Source organism: Escherichia sp. WS1450, from assembly GCF_046487395.1.
Taxonomy (GTDB): Bacteria; Pseudomonadota; Gammaproteobacteria; order Enterobacterales; family Enterobacteriaceae; genus Escherichia; species Escherichia coli.
Genome location: NZ_JBJQJO010000001.1, coordinates 234,858 through 251,734, shown reverse-complemented (window position 1 = coordinate 251,734; position 16,877 = coordinate 234,858). Strand labels below are relative to the sequence as shown.

Annotated in this window: 18 protein-coding genes and 1 pseudogene; 1 reads left to right on the top strand and 18 read right to left on the bottom strand. The window is 46.8% G+C overall.

Features of this window, described 5'->3' with window-relative positions; genetic code table 11:
• Window positions 1-37: 37 nt before the first annotated feature.
• The 16 genes and pseudogenes from ACJHYR_RS01250 to ACJHYR_RS01175 form a co-directional block, all read right to left on the bottom strand.
• Window positions 38-952 (bottom strand): fimbrial protein, encoded by a 915-nt coding sequence (locus ACJHYR_RS01250; protein ID WP_000520696.1) that lies wholly within the window; start codon window positions 950-952, stop codon window positions 38-40.
• A gap of 58 nt (window positions 953-1,010) precedes the next feature.
• Window positions 1,011-1,514 (bottom strand): fimbrial protein, encoded by a 504-nt coding sequence (locus ACJHYR_RS01245; protein ID WP_000825458.1) that lies wholly within the window; start codon window positions 1,512-1,514, stop codon window positions 1,011-1,013.
• A 12-nt stretch (window positions 1,515-1,526) separates the two neighbouring features.
• The gene (locus ACJHYR_RS01240) at window positions 1,527-2,057 is read right to left on the bottom strand and encodes a fimbrial protein (RefSeq protein ID WP_000876770.1); all 531 of its coding nucleotides are present in this window, start codon (window positions 2,055-2,057) and stop codon (window positions 1,527-1,529) included.
• 13 nt (window positions 2,058-2,070) lie between these two features.
• The gene (locus tag ACJHYR_RS01235) at window positions 2,071-4,722 is read right to left on the bottom strand and encodes a fimbria/pilus outer membrane usher protein (RefSeq protein WP_001310032.1); all 2,652 of its coding nucleotides are present in this window, start codon (window positions 4,720-4,722) and stop codon (window positions 2,071-2,073) included.
• A gap of 41 nt (window positions 4,723-4,763) precedes the next feature.
• Window positions 4,764-5,474, bottom strand: a complete 711-nt coding sequence (locus tag ACJHYR_RS01230) for a fimbria/pilus periplasmic chaperone (protein ID WP_001195159.1) — start codon at window positions 5,472-5,474, stop codon at window positions 4,764-4,766.
• A 362-nt stretch (window positions 5,475-5,836) separates the two neighbouring features.
• The gene (fimA, locus tag ACJHYR_RS01225; protein ID WP_001296758.1) at window positions 5,837-6,400 is read right to left on the bottom strand and encodes a type 1 fimbrial major subunit FimA; all 564 of its coding nucleotides are present in this window, start codon (window positions 6,398-6,400) and stop codon (window positions 5,837-5,839) included.
• Between the two features lie 433 nt (window positions 6,401-6,833).
• A pseudogene (locus ACJHYR_RS01220) lies at window positions 6,834-7,100 on the bottom strand (helix-turn-helix transcriptional regulator); the annotation flags it as partial.
• A 402-nt stretch (window positions 7,101-7,502) separates the two neighbouring features.
• Complete coding sequence (locus ACJHYR_RS01215; protein ID WP_000843776.1) at window positions 7,503-8,306, bottom strand: carboxymuconolactone decarboxylase family protein; 804 nt, start codon at window positions 8,304-8,306, stop codon at window positions 7,503-7,505.
• A 15-nt stretch (window positions 8,307-8,321) separates the two neighbouring features.
• Window positions 8,322-9,017 carry a putative quinol monooxygenase gene (locus tag ACJHYR_RS01210; RefSeq protein WP_000909118.1) on the bottom strand — a complete coding sequence of 232 codons (696 nt, stop codon included), beginning with the start codon at window positions 9,015-9,017 and terminating at the stop codon, window positions 8,322-8,324.
• A 145-nt stretch (window positions 9,018-9,162) separates the two neighbouring features.
• On the bottom strand, window positions 9,163-10,182 hold the full coding sequence (locus ACJHYR_RS01205) for an aldo/keto reductase (RefSeq protein WP_072837379.1): 1,020 nt from the start codon (window positions 10,180-10,182) through the stop codon (window positions 9,163-9,165).
• 2 nt (window positions 10,183-10,184) lie between these two features.
• Window positions 10,185-10,757 carry an NAD(P)H-dependent oxidoreductase gene (locus ACJHYR_RS01200; RefSeq protein ID WP_000789914.1) on the bottom strand — a complete coding sequence of 191 codons (573 nt, stop codon included), beginning with the start codon at window positions 10,755-10,757 and terminating at the stop codon, window positions 10,185-10,187.
• A 149-nt stretch (window positions 10,758-10,906) separates the two neighbouring features.
• Entirely contained in the window at window positions 10,907-11,059 is a 153-nt protein-coding gene (locus ACJHYR_RS01195; RefSeq protein WP_001314732.1) for an amidohydrolase family protein, read from the bottom strand.
• The gene (locus tag ACJHYR_RS01190) at window positions 11,049-11,468 is read right to left on the bottom strand and encodes an amidohydrolase family protein (protein ID WP_001314733.1); all 420 of its coding nucleotides are present in this window, start codon (window positions 11,466-11,468) and stop codon (window positions 11,049-11,051) included. Before ACJHYR_RS01190 ends, ACJHYR_RS01195 begins: the two co-directional genes overlap by 11 nt.
• A gap of 217 nt (window positions 11,469-11,685) precedes the next feature.
• Window positions 11,686-12,633 carry an aldo/keto reductase gene (locus ACJHYR_RS01185; protein WP_000854796.1) on the bottom strand — a complete coding sequence of 316 codons (948 nt, stop codon included), beginning with the start codon at window positions 12,631-12,633 and terminating at the stop codon, window positions 11,686-11,688.
• Window positions 12,634-12,694: 61 nt separating this feature from the next.
• Window positions 12,695-13,384 (bottom strand): type 1 glutamine amidotransferase domain-containing protein, encoded by a 690-nt coding sequence (locus ACJHYR_RS01180; RefSeq protein WP_000801314.1) that lies wholly within the window; start codon window positions 13,382-13,384, stop codon window positions 12,695-12,697.
• A gap of 8 nt (window positions 13,385-13,392) precedes the next feature.
• Window positions 13,393-13,701, bottom strand: coding sequence for a hypothetical protein (locus ACJHYR_RS01175; protein ID WP_001221046.1), 309 nt, complete (start codon window positions 13,699-13,701; stop codon window positions 13,393-13,395).
• Between the two features lie 139 nt (window positions 13,702-13,840).
• On the opposite strand from ACJHYR_RS01175, the gene ACJHYR_RS01170 reads away from it, so the two are divergent.
• The gene (locus tag ACJHYR_RS01170; protein WP_001057776.1) at window positions 13,841-14,740 is read left to right on the top strand and encodes a LysR family transcriptional regulator; all 900 of its coding nucleotides are present in this window, start codon (window positions 13,841-13,843) and stop codon (window positions 14,738-14,740) included.
• 397 nt (window positions 14,741-15,137) lie between these two features.
• On the opposite strand, the gene hipA is transcribed toward ACJHYR_RS01170, so the two are convergent.
• A complete protein-coding gene (gene hipA, locus ACJHYR_RS01165) occupies window positions 15,138-16,460 on the bottom strand; it encodes a type II toxin-antitoxin system serine/threonine protein kinase toxin HipA (protein ID WP_001125443.1) in 1,323 nt (440 codons plus the stop codon).
• Window positions 16,460-16,726 (bottom strand): type II toxin-antitoxin system antitoxin HipB, encoded by a 267-nt coding sequence (hipB, locus tag ACJHYR_RS01160; RefSeq protein WP_042027983.1) that lies wholly within the window; start codon window positions 16,724-16,726, stop codon window positions 16,460-16,462. Before hipB ends, hipA begins: the two co-directional genes overlap by 1 nt.
• Window positions 16,727-16,877 lie beyond the last annotated feature (151 nt).

Here is a 16,877-nt window from a genome sequence, read left to right as displayed (position 1 = left end):
CGTGAATGGAGCGCATAGACCAATGTCAAAATCACAATTATTCATAGATAAAAGTGACACCAATGACTGACTGGACGGTTCCGGCTGCAACCTTGTTTCCTGTTTGTCCATAGGTTGCGCTTAAACCCAGAGGTACTTTGCTTTTATTTACTGTCCCCAGGGAGACGTTTTCTCCCGTAGCCAGTATTTTTCCATTACGCATCAGAGAGACACCCACTCCCGATGCTTTTGTTGCATCTGGTGCTGTGTTAGCAAACACTTGTCTGGCACTGTCAGTGGTAGCACCCGAAAGATAAAATGAGAGCTTTTGTTCACTTGAGCAATATACGCCAAGGGGTATTTCTGCGCTTCCAGGAAAGTCCGGGAGATTCACGTTGACATTACGACTATCAACGGTGCAGCCGCCTGTTGGCATAACAACACTGTTATTTGAAATAATATTCCACGTAAAATTACGCGGATTTCCACTTCCTAACGTGGCAATTTTATACATATGAATACGGGCAATAACTTCCCCGGCTTTTATGACAACTCCACCGGCCGCACCGACTGGGGTAATATAGAGTTTTAACGGTAATGGCATCGGTGTCTTATCACCAATATCTAATACATTAGTATTTGTCGTCAACGGGAAGGGGTAGGTCACATTATTCCAGTACAGCGATCCTTTATATGACTGTAGAGAGCCTGCGAAAGCTGAGCCTTGTACCAGGTTTATATGATCAGTGTCGTACCAGCCGCCGTAATCATTCCAGCAACTTATATGCTGAGACAAGTCTACAACCAGATTCTGGCCCGGTTGTATTACAGGGTCGAGATTAACATAAACAGAGGTTGTACCTGCTCCAATACTTGACCCGCCATCGACATTACAACTGAAGGCAAAAACTTTGCCTGCCATTAATAGAAGATAAATACCGAACAGAAGCTTCATACTTATTGTTTTACCCATGATATATCCTAAGGTTAAAAAATTGATTTAAAAAGAGGCTAAGAAAATCGAATCGACGTTATTGCCAGGTGTAGATCACATTGATTAGCGCCTCGATCGTTCCCTGGCTTGCGTTTCCATTCACCGTGATAGCTCTTGCCTTAAGTGGAAACTGTGCATTACGAGTGATCTCATCAACAATAACCGTTTTGCTATCGCCATTTTTTAACGTCGCATCCTGGTCATCCCTTAGCTCTATCTGAATATTTTCGGCAGTACCTTCATTTTTGTAATAACCCGTATTGTCAGTTGAACCTGTCACGATTGCCGTCACTGCACTTGTTTCAACCGGACAATCGGTTAATGACAAAGTAATATTGTGCCAGCCTGATGCAGAACCAGGTTGTTGCAGATTGCGCGTATAAAGATCCCCGAGATTAACGTTAGCTTCTTTGGTTTGAATAGTGCAGGGTTTAGCGACTACCCGACCATTAACAGTGATAGTGACATCGGCGGCCTGGAGAGTTGCTGTGAATAACGCGCAAAACGTAGCTAACAGGAACCTCTTGTGAAGTCTTTTCATATCTGACTCTGATTATTGAAATTCAAGGGTAAAGGTTGCCGAAGCCCTCACCAGTCCCGGATTGACGGACTTCTGAGTTGACTTCAGACGAGCGGAGTAAGGCAAAATATTGTTCTGTTCTGGTACCAGTGGGATCCACTGCATCCCGGCATGAAGGTCATTCAATTTCACCGGACGCATATTTCCGTCCAGTATTTCTATACCCAAACCGGAGGCCGTATTGCTTCCTTCATCCAGTTTCAACAGAGTATTATTTTCTGCATCCTCAATCCCGTTAAATGCAACCCGAACCCCCGTTGTCCCTTTACTGCATTCACTTAACGTAATCTGAAAAGGGACGGCTGGACTTGTGCTACCGGTCGTTGGAAATTGTCTGGCACTGTTTTTTTGGAGATCTACGGTAAAATTAAGCGAATCCGATGAGACTGTGCAGCCATAATCGAGGACGCGCCCGCTAATTTTAATAACGCTATCTGCGGATAAAGCAGAATAGGTGGTTAACCCCAGACATAAACCGAGGAAAATAATGTTATTGTATTTCATAATCTATTGTTCCTTAGCGACAGATTGCTGTCTGCTGGTTCAGTAAGGTACCAGGAGAAACTTCAGGAAGCTTGTACTCGACAATACAGTTTGAGTTTTTATCTTTGCCCCATGAAACCTGTAATTTCCCTGACTGTGGAAGTCCAGTCAGATAAACCTGACCGTTTTCCGCGACAATGCTGCCATTTTTATTCTTTCCGTGAGTGACAATTGCACCGAATGGAACGCTCTTATTACCGTACTTCAACGTCATTAATACTTTCCCGCCGATTTGTGCATTAAATGTTGCTCTGGCAATAGCACCGTGAGTTGGGATGACAGTGACCACGGTTTCATCCAGTTCAACATTATCTGCAAGGGAATTCGCGTTAAGAGCGACACGATTTTCTCTATATTCTGTCGCAAATGGTAATATGGCATAGCCACGCCAGTCGGTATGAATACCGGTCTGGTTCTCTATTTTGACATTATCAGCGCCAGGAGCCTTAACCAGAACCATTGTGTCGCCCAGCGGCTGTCCAAAGGTGATGCCATCAGCATGAGCAATAATGCCACCACTCATTCCGTAATAAATCTGGCTGCTGTCACCACTCCGACTGTAACCGACATTCGTATTACCGTAAGCTCCACGATAATTAAGAGAACTGTAACCACTGGTGCCAGACGATGTATTACCCCCGTGGGTGTTACCGACCTGAACACTATAATTCAGGTTATTATCCGGCAGCAGAGTGCCATAAACTCCCGATAGATTGGTCATGCCGCCTTTCAAATCGTTTGACATACTGTAACTGGCGTTTGAATTACGAAATGCCGACTGACTGTCTGTACGCATCCAATGACTGAAGGGAACATTAAGCGTAAAAGCAAGTAAATGATCCCGATCGTTTTGCCATATATTATTGGAATAGCTGTAATTCAGCGAAGTCGTAATATCACCAAACGGCACATTTAATCCAAATGATATTTGCTGGTCGCTGCGTGACGTGTTCCAGTAACTTTGGCGACTGGCACTAAAAAATGTCGTACCGTAATTTCCAAGCTGCTGAGAGATGCTTATTTGTTCCTGACCACGCTTACTGTAGAACAGATTAAAATAATCAATAAATTGTGTCTGCTCGTTGCTGTCTCCGGTAGGAGGCTTGACGGTGTAACCACTCATTCGACTGTAGGCACTGTCGGATAAGTTATAAAAACCTTGCGTAGAATAGCGATATCCTGCGACCTGGATATTGGTTCCCGTCTGGTAGAAGGATTTGCTGTAGACGGATTTAATCGATTGCCCGCTGTGACGGGTGCCATCTGCAAGTGTCGTATTGGCCTGCGTGATATCGAAAGAAAAGGCACCAAAAAGTCCTAAATCTTTACCAATACCAAGGTTGAAGGCCTGATAATCTTCTGCAATTTGCATTCCGCCATAAGGTGTCCAGTTTCCTTCCAGTCCATGCATCAAGCTACCTTGTATGAACTTGGGGGAGCTTTGCAGGTTATTTCCACTACGATATTCCCCCATGGCAAGCGCATAACGCGTATATCCAGCACGTTGGAGAACCGGAACAGACGAATAAGGAACATATAATGTCTGAATACTGCCGTCTGCCTCTTTTATGGTTACTTGCAGATCACCACCATTGGCCGCAGAGTTGATATCATCAATAGTAAAAGGGCCGGGTGGGACAGTAGTCTGATAAACATCGTATCCATTCTGTTTTACACTCACTTGTGCGGTGCCGCGGGCAATACCATGAATCACCGGAGCGAAACCATGTTGGCTATCGGGCAACATCGCTTCTGTTGAATTTATTTTGAGGCCACGAAAGTTCACACTATCAAAAATATCGCCATCGGTATAACTATCACCTACCGTTAAGCGTGAGCGTAAGGGAATAATGTCACGTTCAGCCGACGTATTGATATGCTGCCATTTATTGCTGTCAGATGAATTGCTACTCCCACTGTTATAACTCCACGTTGAGTTATCGCGCAGTCGCCAACTACCAATGTTGATGCCACTCTGTAAATTCAAATATGCATAGTTGGATTTTCCTGCATTATGGTTACTACGATTATTAATAGAATTACCATTAAAACTATAGTTTAGAAGCCCAGCATTTATTCCTTCTTCCCACAGATCAGGAGAAACATAGCCGCGAGCCATTCTGCCAACATAAATTTGCGGAACGGAGAGTGACAGATGTTGCTGACCAACATCAAACTCAGTTGATGCGTCGGCCAAACGATCCTGAAGTGGTGTGCATGCGCTGTTGTCCGGCACATGTTTTTCTGCCGAATGTTCTTTATTGTCTAATAACGCTGATTTTTTTATGCCAAGACTGACTAGAAGATCTGTACTCAGGCATGGGATGAGATCTGCGTTATTATCATCTGCAATAAAAGTAATATCCCGACTAGTAATAAATTCGTCGTTCAAATAAATGTCGACCCGATATGTACCAGGTGGTGCCTCGCGTCCCTTAGTAAAGGCGGATAAATCGACAGATTCAGCAAGATCATTGCTTAAAAACCGTGGATTAAAATAATACTCTGCGTCAACGGGAAATACCGCAGTTGCTAAGCCAAGGGCAATGGTAAGCCGTGCAAAGCGAGGCAGTAGTAACACCTGATGCATACGATATGCCTTAAATGCGGCACGAAAGGCTGTCATTATTAATTCCGATTGAGTTTATTATTAATTAGGTCACTGGCTTACTGCATGGTTGCCTTAATACGCGGAGTTAATGCACCGTAATCATTGATCGTCTGAAAACTGATATCCCCGGTTGCAGCATGCGGGATATCCACCGATACTTCACCTTTTGGCGGCACCATGGTGTTTGGGAGATTGCTATTTCCTGCTTTCATATTTGTTACGGTAATGAAGTAGGGCGTTGGATTAATAAGAGTGAGTTTGCTGCCGCTGCGACGAAACCGAAGCATTGCAGGCGCTTCTTCAGGTGCCATTGCCAGGTTCGTGGGGCGATAAAACATTTTTATGCGGCTAATAATTGCCAGCTGTAATGTATTCTCATTCTTCTGATCTTTTTCCATAGCAGGAATAGCTTTAACATTAACCCAGAACAGGCTTTCACGGTCGCCTGGTAACTGATGATTAGTGGCGTTGATTATCCGCAGCGTATTCTCTTTTTTACCTTGCATGGAAAAAAGCGGTGGCGTAATGACAAACTGGGTGTCTTTTTGGTCACCTGCATTTTCTATCCATGACTGAATGAGATAGACACTGGCAGGATCATTATTCGTGACAGGCAATAAAACCTGTTTCTGGTTTGCCGGATAAATTACCCGCGTCGCACCCAGTGCGACAGCTGCGTTGGCAATGGTGCTATGGCAAGCAAAGAGCAATAAAAGTAACACTGTCGCCATAAAGGAAATAGAGTAGGGGGTACGCGTAGTTTGCATCTGATGCATTCTCCATGTGTTAAGAGGATAAGCGGGAAAACCGTTACATCAGACAATCAGTAAATATTGCTAATACATTGGCGACTCGCCGGGTTTCCAGACTTAATGCGTTTGTAATAAATGTTGGTTCTCTTTTAATAGGAAAACCTTGCTACAAAGTAAATATTTTAAATAACAGTAAGTTTAACTACTGTTGTTTATTGATCGTTTAGATATTATGTGATTTTTTCATACCGCTCCAAAACACAAACTATTCCTCATTAATAATGAGATGAACATTGGTGAATTGCTCGGGTGTGCGTAACCATGCCACACACACCCTGTTTCAATTTCAGATGACGTATAGCCACCTTAAGATTGAATTATAGATATTGAACTTTGAAGGTCGCATCAGCGTTTGCAGTACCAGCTACTGACTGCCCGAGAGCAATATATCGAGCCTGGAACGGCAATATATTCGTGCCATCAATCAAGTCAGTTTTAGCACTAAAAGTGGCACCATCAAGTATTAATACCTCACCCGTACGGTCCAAAATTTGAATACCGACATTTTGGGCAGAGCCTGCCGCTGAACTCTGAAGCGCTAATGTGTCGTCATTACTGGTGACAGTAGTACCCAGGAATGCAACAGCTGCATTACTGGAAACATTGGTATCACAATCATTCAGCTTGATATTGAAGCCAACGGCGGAGCTGAGGTCACCCGCTTTAGCCAGACGAGAAGAACGGACCTGACCCAGCTCAACCGTTTGGTTCATTGATTCTGAATCAATCGCACAAGCGGCATTTACCACTTCACCTTTAAAATGAATAACACCGCCATTAACAGTGGTCGTTACTGATTCATCACCCTCGGCTGCGCTTACCGCAGCAGACGACATCGCCAACACAGAAACGACAATCATACCGACATGTTTGAGTTTCATAATTCTCCAAAATTTATATTTAAGTAGCTGAATAAAGAAAGTTAACAATTAAGTCATTCTGTTATTGCTTATAAAACAAGAATCATTCTTGATGGGATATTGCCCTGAGAATATAGTTTCCAGGGTTATTACATTTCACGAAGAACGATAATATCTTTAAATTACAAGGACACCTAATCACAACAAGTTTATTGCAGCACTTGTTGTAGAGAGTATTTGCAAAGACATTTTATGTCGCTAAATAACATTACGATTTCATTATGCATGTTATTTATAAACAGCGACTAAACAGAATATTATTGCGAACAAGGGAAGTGTCAGGAAAGGTCAAGAGCGGCCAATGGTTTATATGGCTATAAAACATTAGCTATGGTTAATGTTTGCCTGGTGTAACTAACACGGAATTGCTCTAAACAGATAAGTGCAGGGTTTATTAAAGCTGACCGACAGACTTTCTTAACCTGGTAATATCTCTCTTAGGTGACTCTCCAAACATCCGCGAATATTCCCGACTGAAATGGGATAAGCTTTCGTAACCGACAGCATAGGCTGCAGTGGTGACATCGTAATGTTCATTCAGCATCAGTCGCCTGGCTTCATTGAGGCGTAGCCATTTCTGATACCGGAGTGGACTCATTCCCGCAAGCTGTCTGAATTGTTGATGGAAAGAGGGGGTGTTCATTTGCACGCGGTTTGCCAGCCTGACTCTTCAACGCAGGGAAGATGCGGCAAACGGCAAACCTGCATACCAGCCAGCCTATATCAGGTATGCACAGGCCAATCATGAAAGAGGAGAGGCTTTATGTTCTGGAACCCTGAAGTAATAACGACGACCGTAAAATCGCTTCGCATCACTCAAATTCCATTTAACTATTCTGGGTTTGAGGGATATACATAATTGACTTCAGCACCAGAAACAGCATAACAAACTGTTTTAAATGGATATTAATCAAATGACGATTCAAACTCACAGTTATGAACTCAGTTTTGGTTCATAACTGTGTTAAACGCTGTCCATAAATCACTCGATGTCACGTCTGTTGGTTCATGAACTGATCGTTCTAATTTTGTGATGTGCGTCAGGTTTTAGTGTTCAGTAATGTTACCTTTTACTCGATGATCGATTGTTTAGCACCTCTCCCACAACCGGAGCAGCGGTAAATGCGTTTGGCCAGCCAGCATAGAAGGCGGCCTGGGTAACGATCTCACCAGCTTCCTCAACAGAAAGTCCATTATCCATTGCTCTATTGAGGTGATAGCCAATCTGCGCGCTCTGTCCGGATGCGATTAAGGCGCTGACCGTAATCAGGCTTCTGTCGCGGGGTTTCAGCGCGGGTCTTTGCCAGAGATCCAGGAAGAGTGGATCAGCAGTGAATTTAACCAGGCCTGGAGATATTGGGCCAACATTTTTTTCCACTGTCTCTGAACGCTGCTTTTCTGCTTCCTGATTGAGAGGAAGCAGGTCCGGAGAAGCTTCAGGAAGTGCATCTGCCGTGACGCCACGAGTTTCAAATACTGCTTTGATCACGCTGACGGCTGACATTGCATTTGGCCAACCTGAGTAGAACGCCAGATGGGTAATGATTTCTGATAATTCCGCTGGCGTCACGCCGCTATCGAGAGCGACGTCAATATAGTGCTTAAGCTCGGCAGGCTGGTTGCGGGCAATCAGCATGGCGACGGTCACCACACTACGATCCCTCGGTGAGAGGGCGTCGCGTGTCCACAGATCTTCAGTAATAGCTTCGCGACCAAAGCGCGCGAGAGCCGGTGAGACGGAACGAATATCAGCTTCCGAAATCGCTGACGGTTCTATTTTCATCATAGCTTTACCTCTTGTTTCCTCAGCATTGGCAAAATCAGAAATAACAAGCGACATAGCCGCTGCTGCAAGTACGCTTTTCATGTTAATCCTTACTGGTCAACGTTGCGGCTCCTGTTTGATTCCGCCTTTGTTACGAAGAAATACCGGTTTTACCGGGATTGCGTCCTTCCTGGCGCTCATATGCGCCGTTTGCCTGAGGTAATCCAGGAAGTGCAGCGTTTGTCGGTGCAGTTGATAATCCTCCTCACTGGCGTAAATCTCATAGAAATACCAGCGTTTTGGAGTCTCTGAATCTGTACCGGCATACATGGCTAACACGCCTTTCTCTACTTTGAGCGACTCGACCATTTCAGGAAGGACGATGTTTCTAAATTCGCTCTGAAATTCAGGCTTTACTTCGACGATCACCAGATTATTGATAGTTCGTTCATTCGGTATGATGTGTTTGTCGCCCAGAAACTGTGGCTCCAGGGTAATTTTCTTCTTCCTGTCAATAATGTCAGGTGCACGAGCAGCGAATGCTTTGTATGGGGCGGCATTGAGATGTTTGCGATAAGCACGCTCATTTTCATAGAGTTCGAACATGAATGCCTGACCTGAATTGTCGCTGCGTTGCAGGGCATACATCGCCAGTGTACCTGCTTCATGATCAACCGAAGCGGAAATCGTCTGTCTGGCCACGTCTGCAAAGTCGTTGTCCCGATCGGGTCTGATGCCGAGCTCGAAGATATTCATCTCCGACTTATTCGGCGCGTCCGGTTTTGTTGCAAAGACAGGGCTGCTTATTAGCATGCAAATTAAAAGCATAAAAGTCTTTTTCACGATGATCTTTTTACTGACGTTACTGTTTAAGACGTTCGATCAACTGGTGCTGGTAAGAACGTAACCGACCGCTACTGGCGCTCTCAAAGACGAGAGGAGGAAAAGTGAATAAGGGCTATCGCATCCAGACCTGCTTAACATCTTTCGTTTGCGGCGTATTTTGCGCCATGATCCCCGTCAGAACATGCGGCTGGTAGGTTTCTTCCAGAAACTGAATTTCCTCCGGACTTAGTTGAAGATTTACTGCGTTTACCGCGCCATCGACATGAGCTTTTTTTGTAGCCCCTACGACAGGTGATGTGACTTTTGTCAGCAGCCAAGCGAGAGATATTTCCGTCATTGACACCAGATGGCGTTCGGCCAGTTCGGCTACACGCTCAATAATGCTGCGATCCTGTTCAGCCGTGCTGTCATATTTTCCACGCGCATAGTCATCCTCTGTGGCTCGCCGTGTATAGCCTTCTTTACGAGAGAGGCGGCCGCTGGCCAGCGCGCTATAGGGGGTCATTGCGATATTATCCTCAGTGCACAGGCCGAAGAGCTCCCGTTCATCTTCGCGCATAATTAGATTGTAGTGGCTCTGTACGGAAACAAAGGGCGTCAGCCCTTCGCGTTCAGCAAGGGCGTTCGCCTTCGCCAGCTGCCAGGCATAGCAGTTTGAAATACCAACAGCTCGTACTTTGCCAGCAGTAACAGCGGTATGTAACGCTTCAAGCACGTCGATAATGGGCGTGTTGTAATCCCAGATGTGGTAGATGTAGAGGTCGATATAGTCCACCCCCAGATTCTTCAGGCTCTGGTCAAGGGATTGAGCGATTGCCTCTTTTCCGCTGATCCCTCCGGCAATTTGTGCGGGGGTTCGCGGCAGAAACTTGGTGGCCAGGACGATATCATCGCGTTTCGCCATCTCCCGTAATGCCCGGCCAACGTATCGCTCACTGGAGCCATTCTGGTAGGCTATAGCGGTATCGTAAAAGTTGATGCCCTTTTCAAGGCCATAGCGAATGATGTCGCGGCTTGCTGTTTCGTCCAGCGTCCAGCTATGCTGACCCGTCGACGGATCGCCAAACCCCATGCATCCCATGCAGATGCGGGAAACAAGTAAGTCACTTTTACCGAGCCGGGTATACTGCATTGTTATTCTCCCTCTGGATTATTCACGACGGAATTGAGCAGTTCGACAAGCCTTGAAGCGTGTTCCCGGGCAAGCGTTTTTTGCTGCGCGATTTTGTCGGCATCCCGGTCGGCATAGCTGATACCGCAGGTATAAACCGGCGTCAGCAGCTCAAGATTGCACAGCCTTGCCGTGGTTTCGAACGGAATAAGATACTCTTCAATGGTATGGCCAAAGAAACTGTCGACGGTATAGAGCTCCTCTGGCGCTCCCGTTGTAAAGGAGAGGATCAGCTTTTTACCGCCCAGTTTCGCCGTTGAGCCATGCGCGAAGCCGTGAACAAAGACCTCGTCCAGCCATTTTTTCATTAATCCTGGCAGCCCATACCAGGAAAAAGGGAACTGCCAGACAATCACATCGGCCCTGAGCAGGCTTTCCTGCTCCGCCGCGATGTTGAATTTGCCATCCGGATAGAGCCTGTCCAGACGACGAATCTCAACATCAGGAAGGGCGGTCTCCACTTCATCAAGAATAGTGGCATTGGCGACGGAATGGGTAAGCTCAGGATGACCTGAAATAACAAGGATATTTTTCATTTCAATCAGTTAAACATCTTTGGTGAATATTAAATCCAGTATAGAGTGACAACATTATTTTTTTAGAGCAGTAAAGACTCATTCACTTTTAGACAAAAACTAATAATGGTCAACTGTTCTCATTGTACCGGTCATCACGAACCCGTGAACTACGCCGTGATGCCCAGTAAACGTTCTGCATTGCGAAATGCGATGGCCTCTTTTTCAGCCTTGTTGACGGGCAGACTGTCTATAAAGGTTTTTACACCGTCCAGGGTCTGATAGGGATAATCGACGGAGAACAGGATCCTTTCAGCACCCATTAACGCGTAGATAAACTGGAAGTGCGGCAGTGTTAGCATATGGCGGGGTAACGTAAACGTGTTCCTGGAAGGTTCTCGTTAGCGTGCGTGACAGACCCGTTGCAGCCAGTGGTAGGCTGTCATCAAGACGCTGGAGCCAGAAGGGTAACATCTCCCCCCAGTGGCCACTGATTACCTGCAGGTTGGGATATTTATCAAATGCGCCCGATAACATCAGCCGCAACAAATGGATCCCCGCTTCGTGATGCCAGCCCCAGGCAAACATAGAAAGCCTGGCGTTGACCTCTGCGCTGAAGCCCGTGAAGTAGGCCTGCTGTACGCTTTTAAGCGGTAACCCGGGATGAAGATAGAGTGGCACATTCAGTTTATTAAAGCGGGAAAGCAGGGAGTCGGTCAGGATTATGACCATCAGCGACGGTTTTCCCCCAGTCGCCAAGGAAAGGTGCCTGCTCAAGCGCAACAGGCATACACGCTCACCCTAACTCGCTGTCGAGATAATGTTCTTCGAGGCAAATGATTTTCATATTCTCACCATTCATACAAAGCAGTAAAAGTGATACAGATTAGAATCACCCGGAACAGCCCGTTCGTGTGTGTCATTCATGACAGTCTGTTCCGGACGGGCTTTACACCATCGGTTTTTCCCAGGCGCCTCGTGTATCCACTCTGGTCTCTGCGGCGAGTTGTTCCAGCAGGATGATTTCCTCATCGCGTAACTGGATGTCTGAAGCGCAGGCGGCGTCCAGAACGTGATGGACTTTAGTCGCACCAACGAGGGGAAGGGTACCTTTCGCAATAGCCCATGCGATGGCTATCTGTGCCACGCTGGCATTCCTTTCGGCTCCCATTTTTTTCATGGCGGCGGTTAGTCTTTCTATCTGCGGCAGTACTGCGTTATAACTTTCGGCCCGGCCACTCCCGGCAGGCATGGGATGATTTGAATCATAACGACCACTGAGCGCGCCTTGCTCCAGGACCATGTAAGCAAAGAACGTGATGTTATTTTGTCGGCAATAATCAAGGATCCCGGCCTCTTCAGAAGCGCGATAGAGCAGGCTGTAGTGATTTTGTACTGCACTGAGGGAATAACCGGAAGCGTTAAGGATTTCATTGGCGCGTCTGATTTGTGCCAGATTGTGGTTGGAAACACCTACGCGTTTTACCTTACCGCTTTGTAAAAGTGGGATCAATCCTGGCGTCCATTTTTCGACGTCGAGGGGATTATGGATCCAGTAGATATCAATCGCGTCCACGCCCAAGCGCCCAAGGCTGGCCTCAAGCATATCGCTGACAGGCTGCGCAGACTGCTTGTCCGCAATCTGCGGCGTGAATTTGGTGGATAAAATTATGTTCTCGCGAGGAAACTGACGGACTAATGCTCCCAGCGCAGTCTCGGAACTCCCCATACCATATACTGCTGCGGTATCCCAGAGATTGAGGCCCTTACTCATGGCCGCAGTGAACACTTCTGCCATCTGAGTATCAGAAAGATGATTACCAAAGACGGTGTCGCCGCCGGCAAAGCCTGTGCCCCAGGACCATGTACCTAGTGCGACTGGAGGTAGTGTTTTCATATTCAGCTCCTGAAAAAAGGCCGGATCGTGGCTGACTTAAACCGGCCAAGTAAGGAATTAATTAAGCTGTCCGGCGGAGTGCATTTAACAGCGCCACACCAACCCCATGTGCTGAAGCGGGATTCTGCCCCGTGATAAGGCGATCGTCGGTAACCACGTTTTCAGACCAGTTTGGAGCTTCATGATAAAGCGCACCATGCTCGCGAAGTGCGGTTTCAAGCAGGAAGGGAACCACATCTGTTGTGTGAACTTCTTCCTCTTCCTTGTTGGTAAAGGCCGCCACATTTTTCCCTTTTATCAGGTATTCGCCGCTACTGAGTTTTGCGTCAACCAATGCCGCAGGCCCGTGGCAGACGGCTGAGACAATCCCATCACTTTCATACACTTCGCGGATAATACGCTGGGCATCCTGATTATCACGGAAATCCCACATGGTCCCATGACCACCTGCAAAGAAAACTGCGCTGTAATCGGCACCTTTCAGCTCGGATAACGCAGGTGTTGTTGCCAGGCGCTGCTGAAAATCGGTTTCGTTCCAGTACCAGGCGTTAACAGGGTCGCTGAGGTTAAATCCATCCACCGGTGGCTGCCCCCCGCGAATACTGGCTATTGTTGTTTTTATTCCGGCATCTTCCAGTACTTTCAGCGGATGAGTCAGCTCGGCCAGGAAAAAACCGGTTGGTACACCGGATGCGCCTTTAATCGGATGGCTGGAAACGACACATAGCACTGGTTTATATGCAGGTTTCATATCGGTCCTCACTCTTTATTTTTAAATTCATCGGCGAAGAGATTTTCCCAGTTAATAAAGGAGCCAAGCGGTATACACTCGAAGCTTAGTAAGCCTGCTTTTGCCAACGGGAATTCGGCCATAACGTTCATCGCTTCATCGACAGAGTCACATTCAAGAAAAATAGCGACGCCAGGTCTGTCCTGACGGAAGTAGATGTCGCGGATGAAGCCTGATTTATACAATCCCCAGGCGTGCAGCGCTTCAGCGTTGAGGTGCGGAGCATATTTCTCCAGCGATGCTCCAGGGGCAGGGATATCCAGACATAAAATTCGCATCATAGTCTCCTGAACTCAGGTCGTAGTAGAAAGAGACTAAAGTATAAGAGGCGTATTTCAGGAAGATTAGAGGGTCATTGACTTAAGCATTTTTAGACTGTACTTAATAATCAGGCGAGAATTGCTTTAGGAAAACATTATGAATAACGCTCTTTATAACCAGATTCGCATCTTCCAGAGCATTGCGCGGGAGGGCAATATTTCGGCAGCCGCAAGGAAACTGGAAATTACGCCTCCCTCCGTCAGCAATGCACTAAAGCTGCTGGAAGAGTATATCGGTCATCCGCTTTTTGTGCGTACGACCCGCCGTATAGAGCTGACGGAAACCGGTCAATTATTGCTGGAACAGACCGCTGCGGCGGTGGAGTCGCTGGAAAACTCACTTGAAAGCATTCGCGACCAGCATCAGGAGCCCTCAGGGATGGTGCGAATTACGCTCTCGCGTTTTGCCTACCTGTTAATTCTTAAGCCTGCGATGGCAGAATTCTGTCAGCAATATCCGGGTATACAGTTAGAAATTTCGGTCTACGACGGTACCGTGAATATCATCAAAGAGCGTTTTGATCTGGGGATCCGTTTTGGCGATATTCTTGAGGGAGGGGTGGTGGCCCGACCGTTAATGAAACCGTTTCGTGAAGGATTATATGCATCCTCAGCGTATCTCTCCCGACATGGAACGCCTGAAGTGCCGGCAGATCTCTGTCATCACCAGCTGATTGGTTACCGTTTTATCACCAACAACCGCATCCTTCCGCTGCTCCTGAACGATCGCGGTGAGCAGTTGACCGTTGAGATGCCGGGGCAGTTAATCAGCAACGATATTGACGTTATGGCAGACGGGATCCGTAACGGGCTGGGAATTGGGCGCTTGTTTGAGCCTGTCTGGCAGTTACAGCCGGACAGGGAGCGCTTTATTCCGGTGATGGAGAGCTACTGGAAAACCTACCCGCCAGTGTATCTCTATTACCCCAAAAACGCGGGTAAAACGAAAAGAGTGAAGGCCCTGATTGATTTTCTGATATCCACTACGGGGCGATAAAGACGATAACGCCTCGTTCGGTATGGAGATGCATCGAATGGCATTGTGAGTTTTTTTCACAGATGGGCGTAATCGTCAGTGGATTTTACATACAAGGATAGCGCCCACATACTGACATCATTAATTAACGTTGGGTGAGGTTTACCGGGGGGAGGGGAAAGCGAACCAGGAGATGGAGGTGGCCAATCTGGTACGAACCGCCGCGTAGCTTGCACGGCAAAAGCTGCTGACTGATTCATCAGTTAAGCTACTGAAAGAGCGGAACACATGAACTTAAGAACAAACCCACCATATTTAACATAATATACATTATGCGCACTAATATAAACCAAGGGAGAATCCAGTCGTTGGCGGTCATGATTGTCCTGCTCATTAACAACGACCAAAACCCCATATCTTACTTAATACCGTATTCTCGGCTTAACCGGCCGTGCAACCTCAACACATTGGTTTCAACTGCCGTCACCACGTTCTCCGGAAAATCTGTCGGTAATGAAGTCTTCACGTTATCCAGTGCTGCCGGAATCATTCTGGCAAAGTCACTCAGGATTTCATGCATCTGCACTTCCGGAAATTTCAGCAACTTTGCTGTCGCCAGAAAATGTCGCGGATAAATTTTATCGATTGCCGTTTTTTTGCCTTTGGATGCGTTAAGCCCCATTGCCAGTTTGAGATCGCTGATGTGTATTCCTGCGCCACCCAATACCGGAAATGCTGAAATGATGTCGTAAAATGGCGTGAGTCGATAACTGCCGCCAGCCTGAATAAATACGGAGAAGTTTTTTGCATGGCCATCCGTTGCGCCAATCAACCACTGGAACACCTGAAACTTCATAAAATCATAGCGATCTTTCAGCGCCTCGCTGGACCCCATCAAAAAAGCCATGATCCGCGCGATGCCTGGGCCTCCATCTGATTCATATTTCACCGATGAAGTTAAACCGAATGTCTGACACATATCCTCCTGTGGCAAGCGAAGTAAAACCGTTCGCTCAGCATTCCAACGCCTGTCAAAACGTTCGACCGCTAACGCGCGCACATTCCCCGCTTTAATGATTTCTGCGTCCGGCACATTCAACCCAAGTTCTTTCGCCAGCAGCAGACAGTAATACTCATTATCAACGCTTTGGCTGAGATCGAGCGTCGCATTGGGCTGCCTGATTTCGCCAATCGGTAATTTAATGATGTGCGTCGTCGGCGTTATTCCTTTCGGAATGCACCAGTCATTGCCTATTCTGAGCAGCGCTGTCTTCTCCTGCGCGCCAGCAACCGAGATGCGAAAGTCATTTTCTTCTCTAATCATGCCCAGAGGGATATCTGCTTTATAAGCCGTTAATACTTCTTCAAGTCTGGCTTCAGTAAGCTTTTCCCATGCCATTATCGGATGCGTTACGGTTTCGTCTTCGGGTATTAACGTCACGGCACCAACGCTGTCTCGCCCTATTTCTGACAATAAATCAAACGGTTGTCTGGATTTGGCATGATAACGTTTAACGATCCGGTCACGTACAATCGGGCTATCGGGTAACAGATTATCGAAGAAGTTAAATACGGCATCAGAGGTGATATTCCCCCTCTGCAATGGCAGCGAAAGTGACAACGGTCTGGCATAACGGCTGGCTAACCACTCCGGTGCATACTTAAAGGTGTGCGCGCCGTTGGCTAACTTCGTTAACTCGCCTACCCGCTGGTTGTTCATCCAAGTGACAAGTTTAGGCATTACCACTCCAGATCTTGCTGTTCTGTTGATTCTGGCGAGGCATTTTTCGCGTCGCATAGCGTCATTGAGAGTTCAAGCGACTGTAAAATCTTAAAAAATGTCGTGAGCGTGGTATTGTCAGGGTTGTTTTCGAAATTGGAAATTGTCGCCTGCTTAATACCGATTTTTTTCGCCAGCTCGCTCTGCGTCCAGCCATTTTGCTGACGAACCAGTTTCATTGCATTCGCTAATTGCGTTGGGTTATAGATCTTCTGAAAGCTCATCATGTCATACGTCCACAGCATATTTATCCGCTCAAGGGGATATTATCAGTTTTATCCTTTAGTGGGGATAAAGTCAATCAGGAAACACATCTTATCCGCTGTACGGGATAAACGCTGCGATATCCGCGATCGCGGATAAAAGGAAGGCTTAAGC

Coding starts and splice junctions, on each gene's coding strand:
- ACJHYR_RS01175 (WP_001221046.1), bottom strand. CDS start 13,701: ATGCGAATTTTATGTCTGGATATCCCTGCCCCTGGAGCATCGCTGGAG.
- ACJHYR_RS01235 (WP_001310032.1), bottom strand. CDS start 4,722: ATGACAGCCTTTCGTGCCGCATTTAAGGCATATCGTATGCATCAGGTG.
- ACJHYR_RS01215 (WP_000843776.1), bottom strand. CDS start 8,306: ATGAAAAGCGTACTTGCAGCAGCGGCTATGTCGCTTGTTATTTCTGAT.
- ACJHYR_RS01170 (WP_001057776.1), top strand. CDS start 13,841: ATGAATAACGCTCTTTATAACCAGATTCGCATCTTCCAGAGCATTGCG.
- hipA (WP_001125443.1), bottom strand. CDS start 16,460: ATGCCTAAACTTGTCACTTGGATGAACAACCAGCGGGTAGGCGAGTTA.
- ACJHYR_RS01210 (WP_000909118.1), bottom strand. CDS start 9,017: ATGCTAATAAGCAGCCCTGTCTTTGCAACAAAACCGGACGCGCCGAAT.
- ACJHYR_RS01250 (WP_000520696.1), bottom strand. CDS start 952: ATGGGTAAAACAATAAGTATGAAGCTTCTGTTCGGTATTTATCTTCTA.
- ACJHYR_RS01205 (WP_072837379.1), bottom strand. CDS start 10,182: ATGCAGTATACCCGGCTCGGTAAAAGTGACTTACTTGTTTCCCGCATC.
- ACJHYR_RS01240 (WP_000876770.1), bottom strand. CDS start 2,057: ATGAAATACAATAACATTATTTTCCTCGGTTTATGTCTGGGGTTAACC.
- fimA (WP_001296758.1), bottom strand. CDS start 6,400: ATGAAACTCAAACATGTCGGTATGATTGTCGTTTCTGTGTTGGCGATG.
- ACJHYR_RS01195 (WP_001314732.1), bottom strand. CDS start 11,059: ATGGGTGCTGAAAGGATCCTGTTCTCCGTCGATTATCCCTATCAGACC.
- ACJHYR_RS01180 (WP_000801314.1), bottom strand. CDS start 13,384: ATGAAACCTGCATATAAACCAGTGCTATGTGTCGTTTCCAGCCATCCG.
- ACJHYR_RS01230 (WP_001195159.1), bottom strand. CDS start 5,474: ATGCAAACTACGCGTACCCCCTACTCTATTTCCTTTATGGCGACAGTG.
- hipB (WP_042027983.1), bottom strand. CDS start 16,726: ATGATGAGCTTTCAGAAGATCTATAACCCAACGCAATTAGCGAATGCA.
- ACJHYR_RS01185 (WP_000854796.1), bottom strand. CDS start 12,633: ATGAAAACACTACCTCCAGTCGCACTAGGTACATGGTCCTGGGGCACA.
- ACJHYR_RS01200 (WP_000789914.1), bottom strand. CDS start 10,757: ATGAAAAATATCCTTGTTATTTCAGGTCATCCTGAGCTTACCCATTCC.
- ACJHYR_RS01190 (WP_001314733.1), bottom strand. CDS start 11,468: ATGGTCATAATCCTGACCGACTCCCTGCTTTCCCGCTTTAATAAACTG.
- ACJHYR_RS01245 (WP_000825458.1), bottom strand. CDS start 1,514: ATGAAAAGACTTCACAAGAGGTTCCTGTTAGCTACGTTTTGCGCGTTA.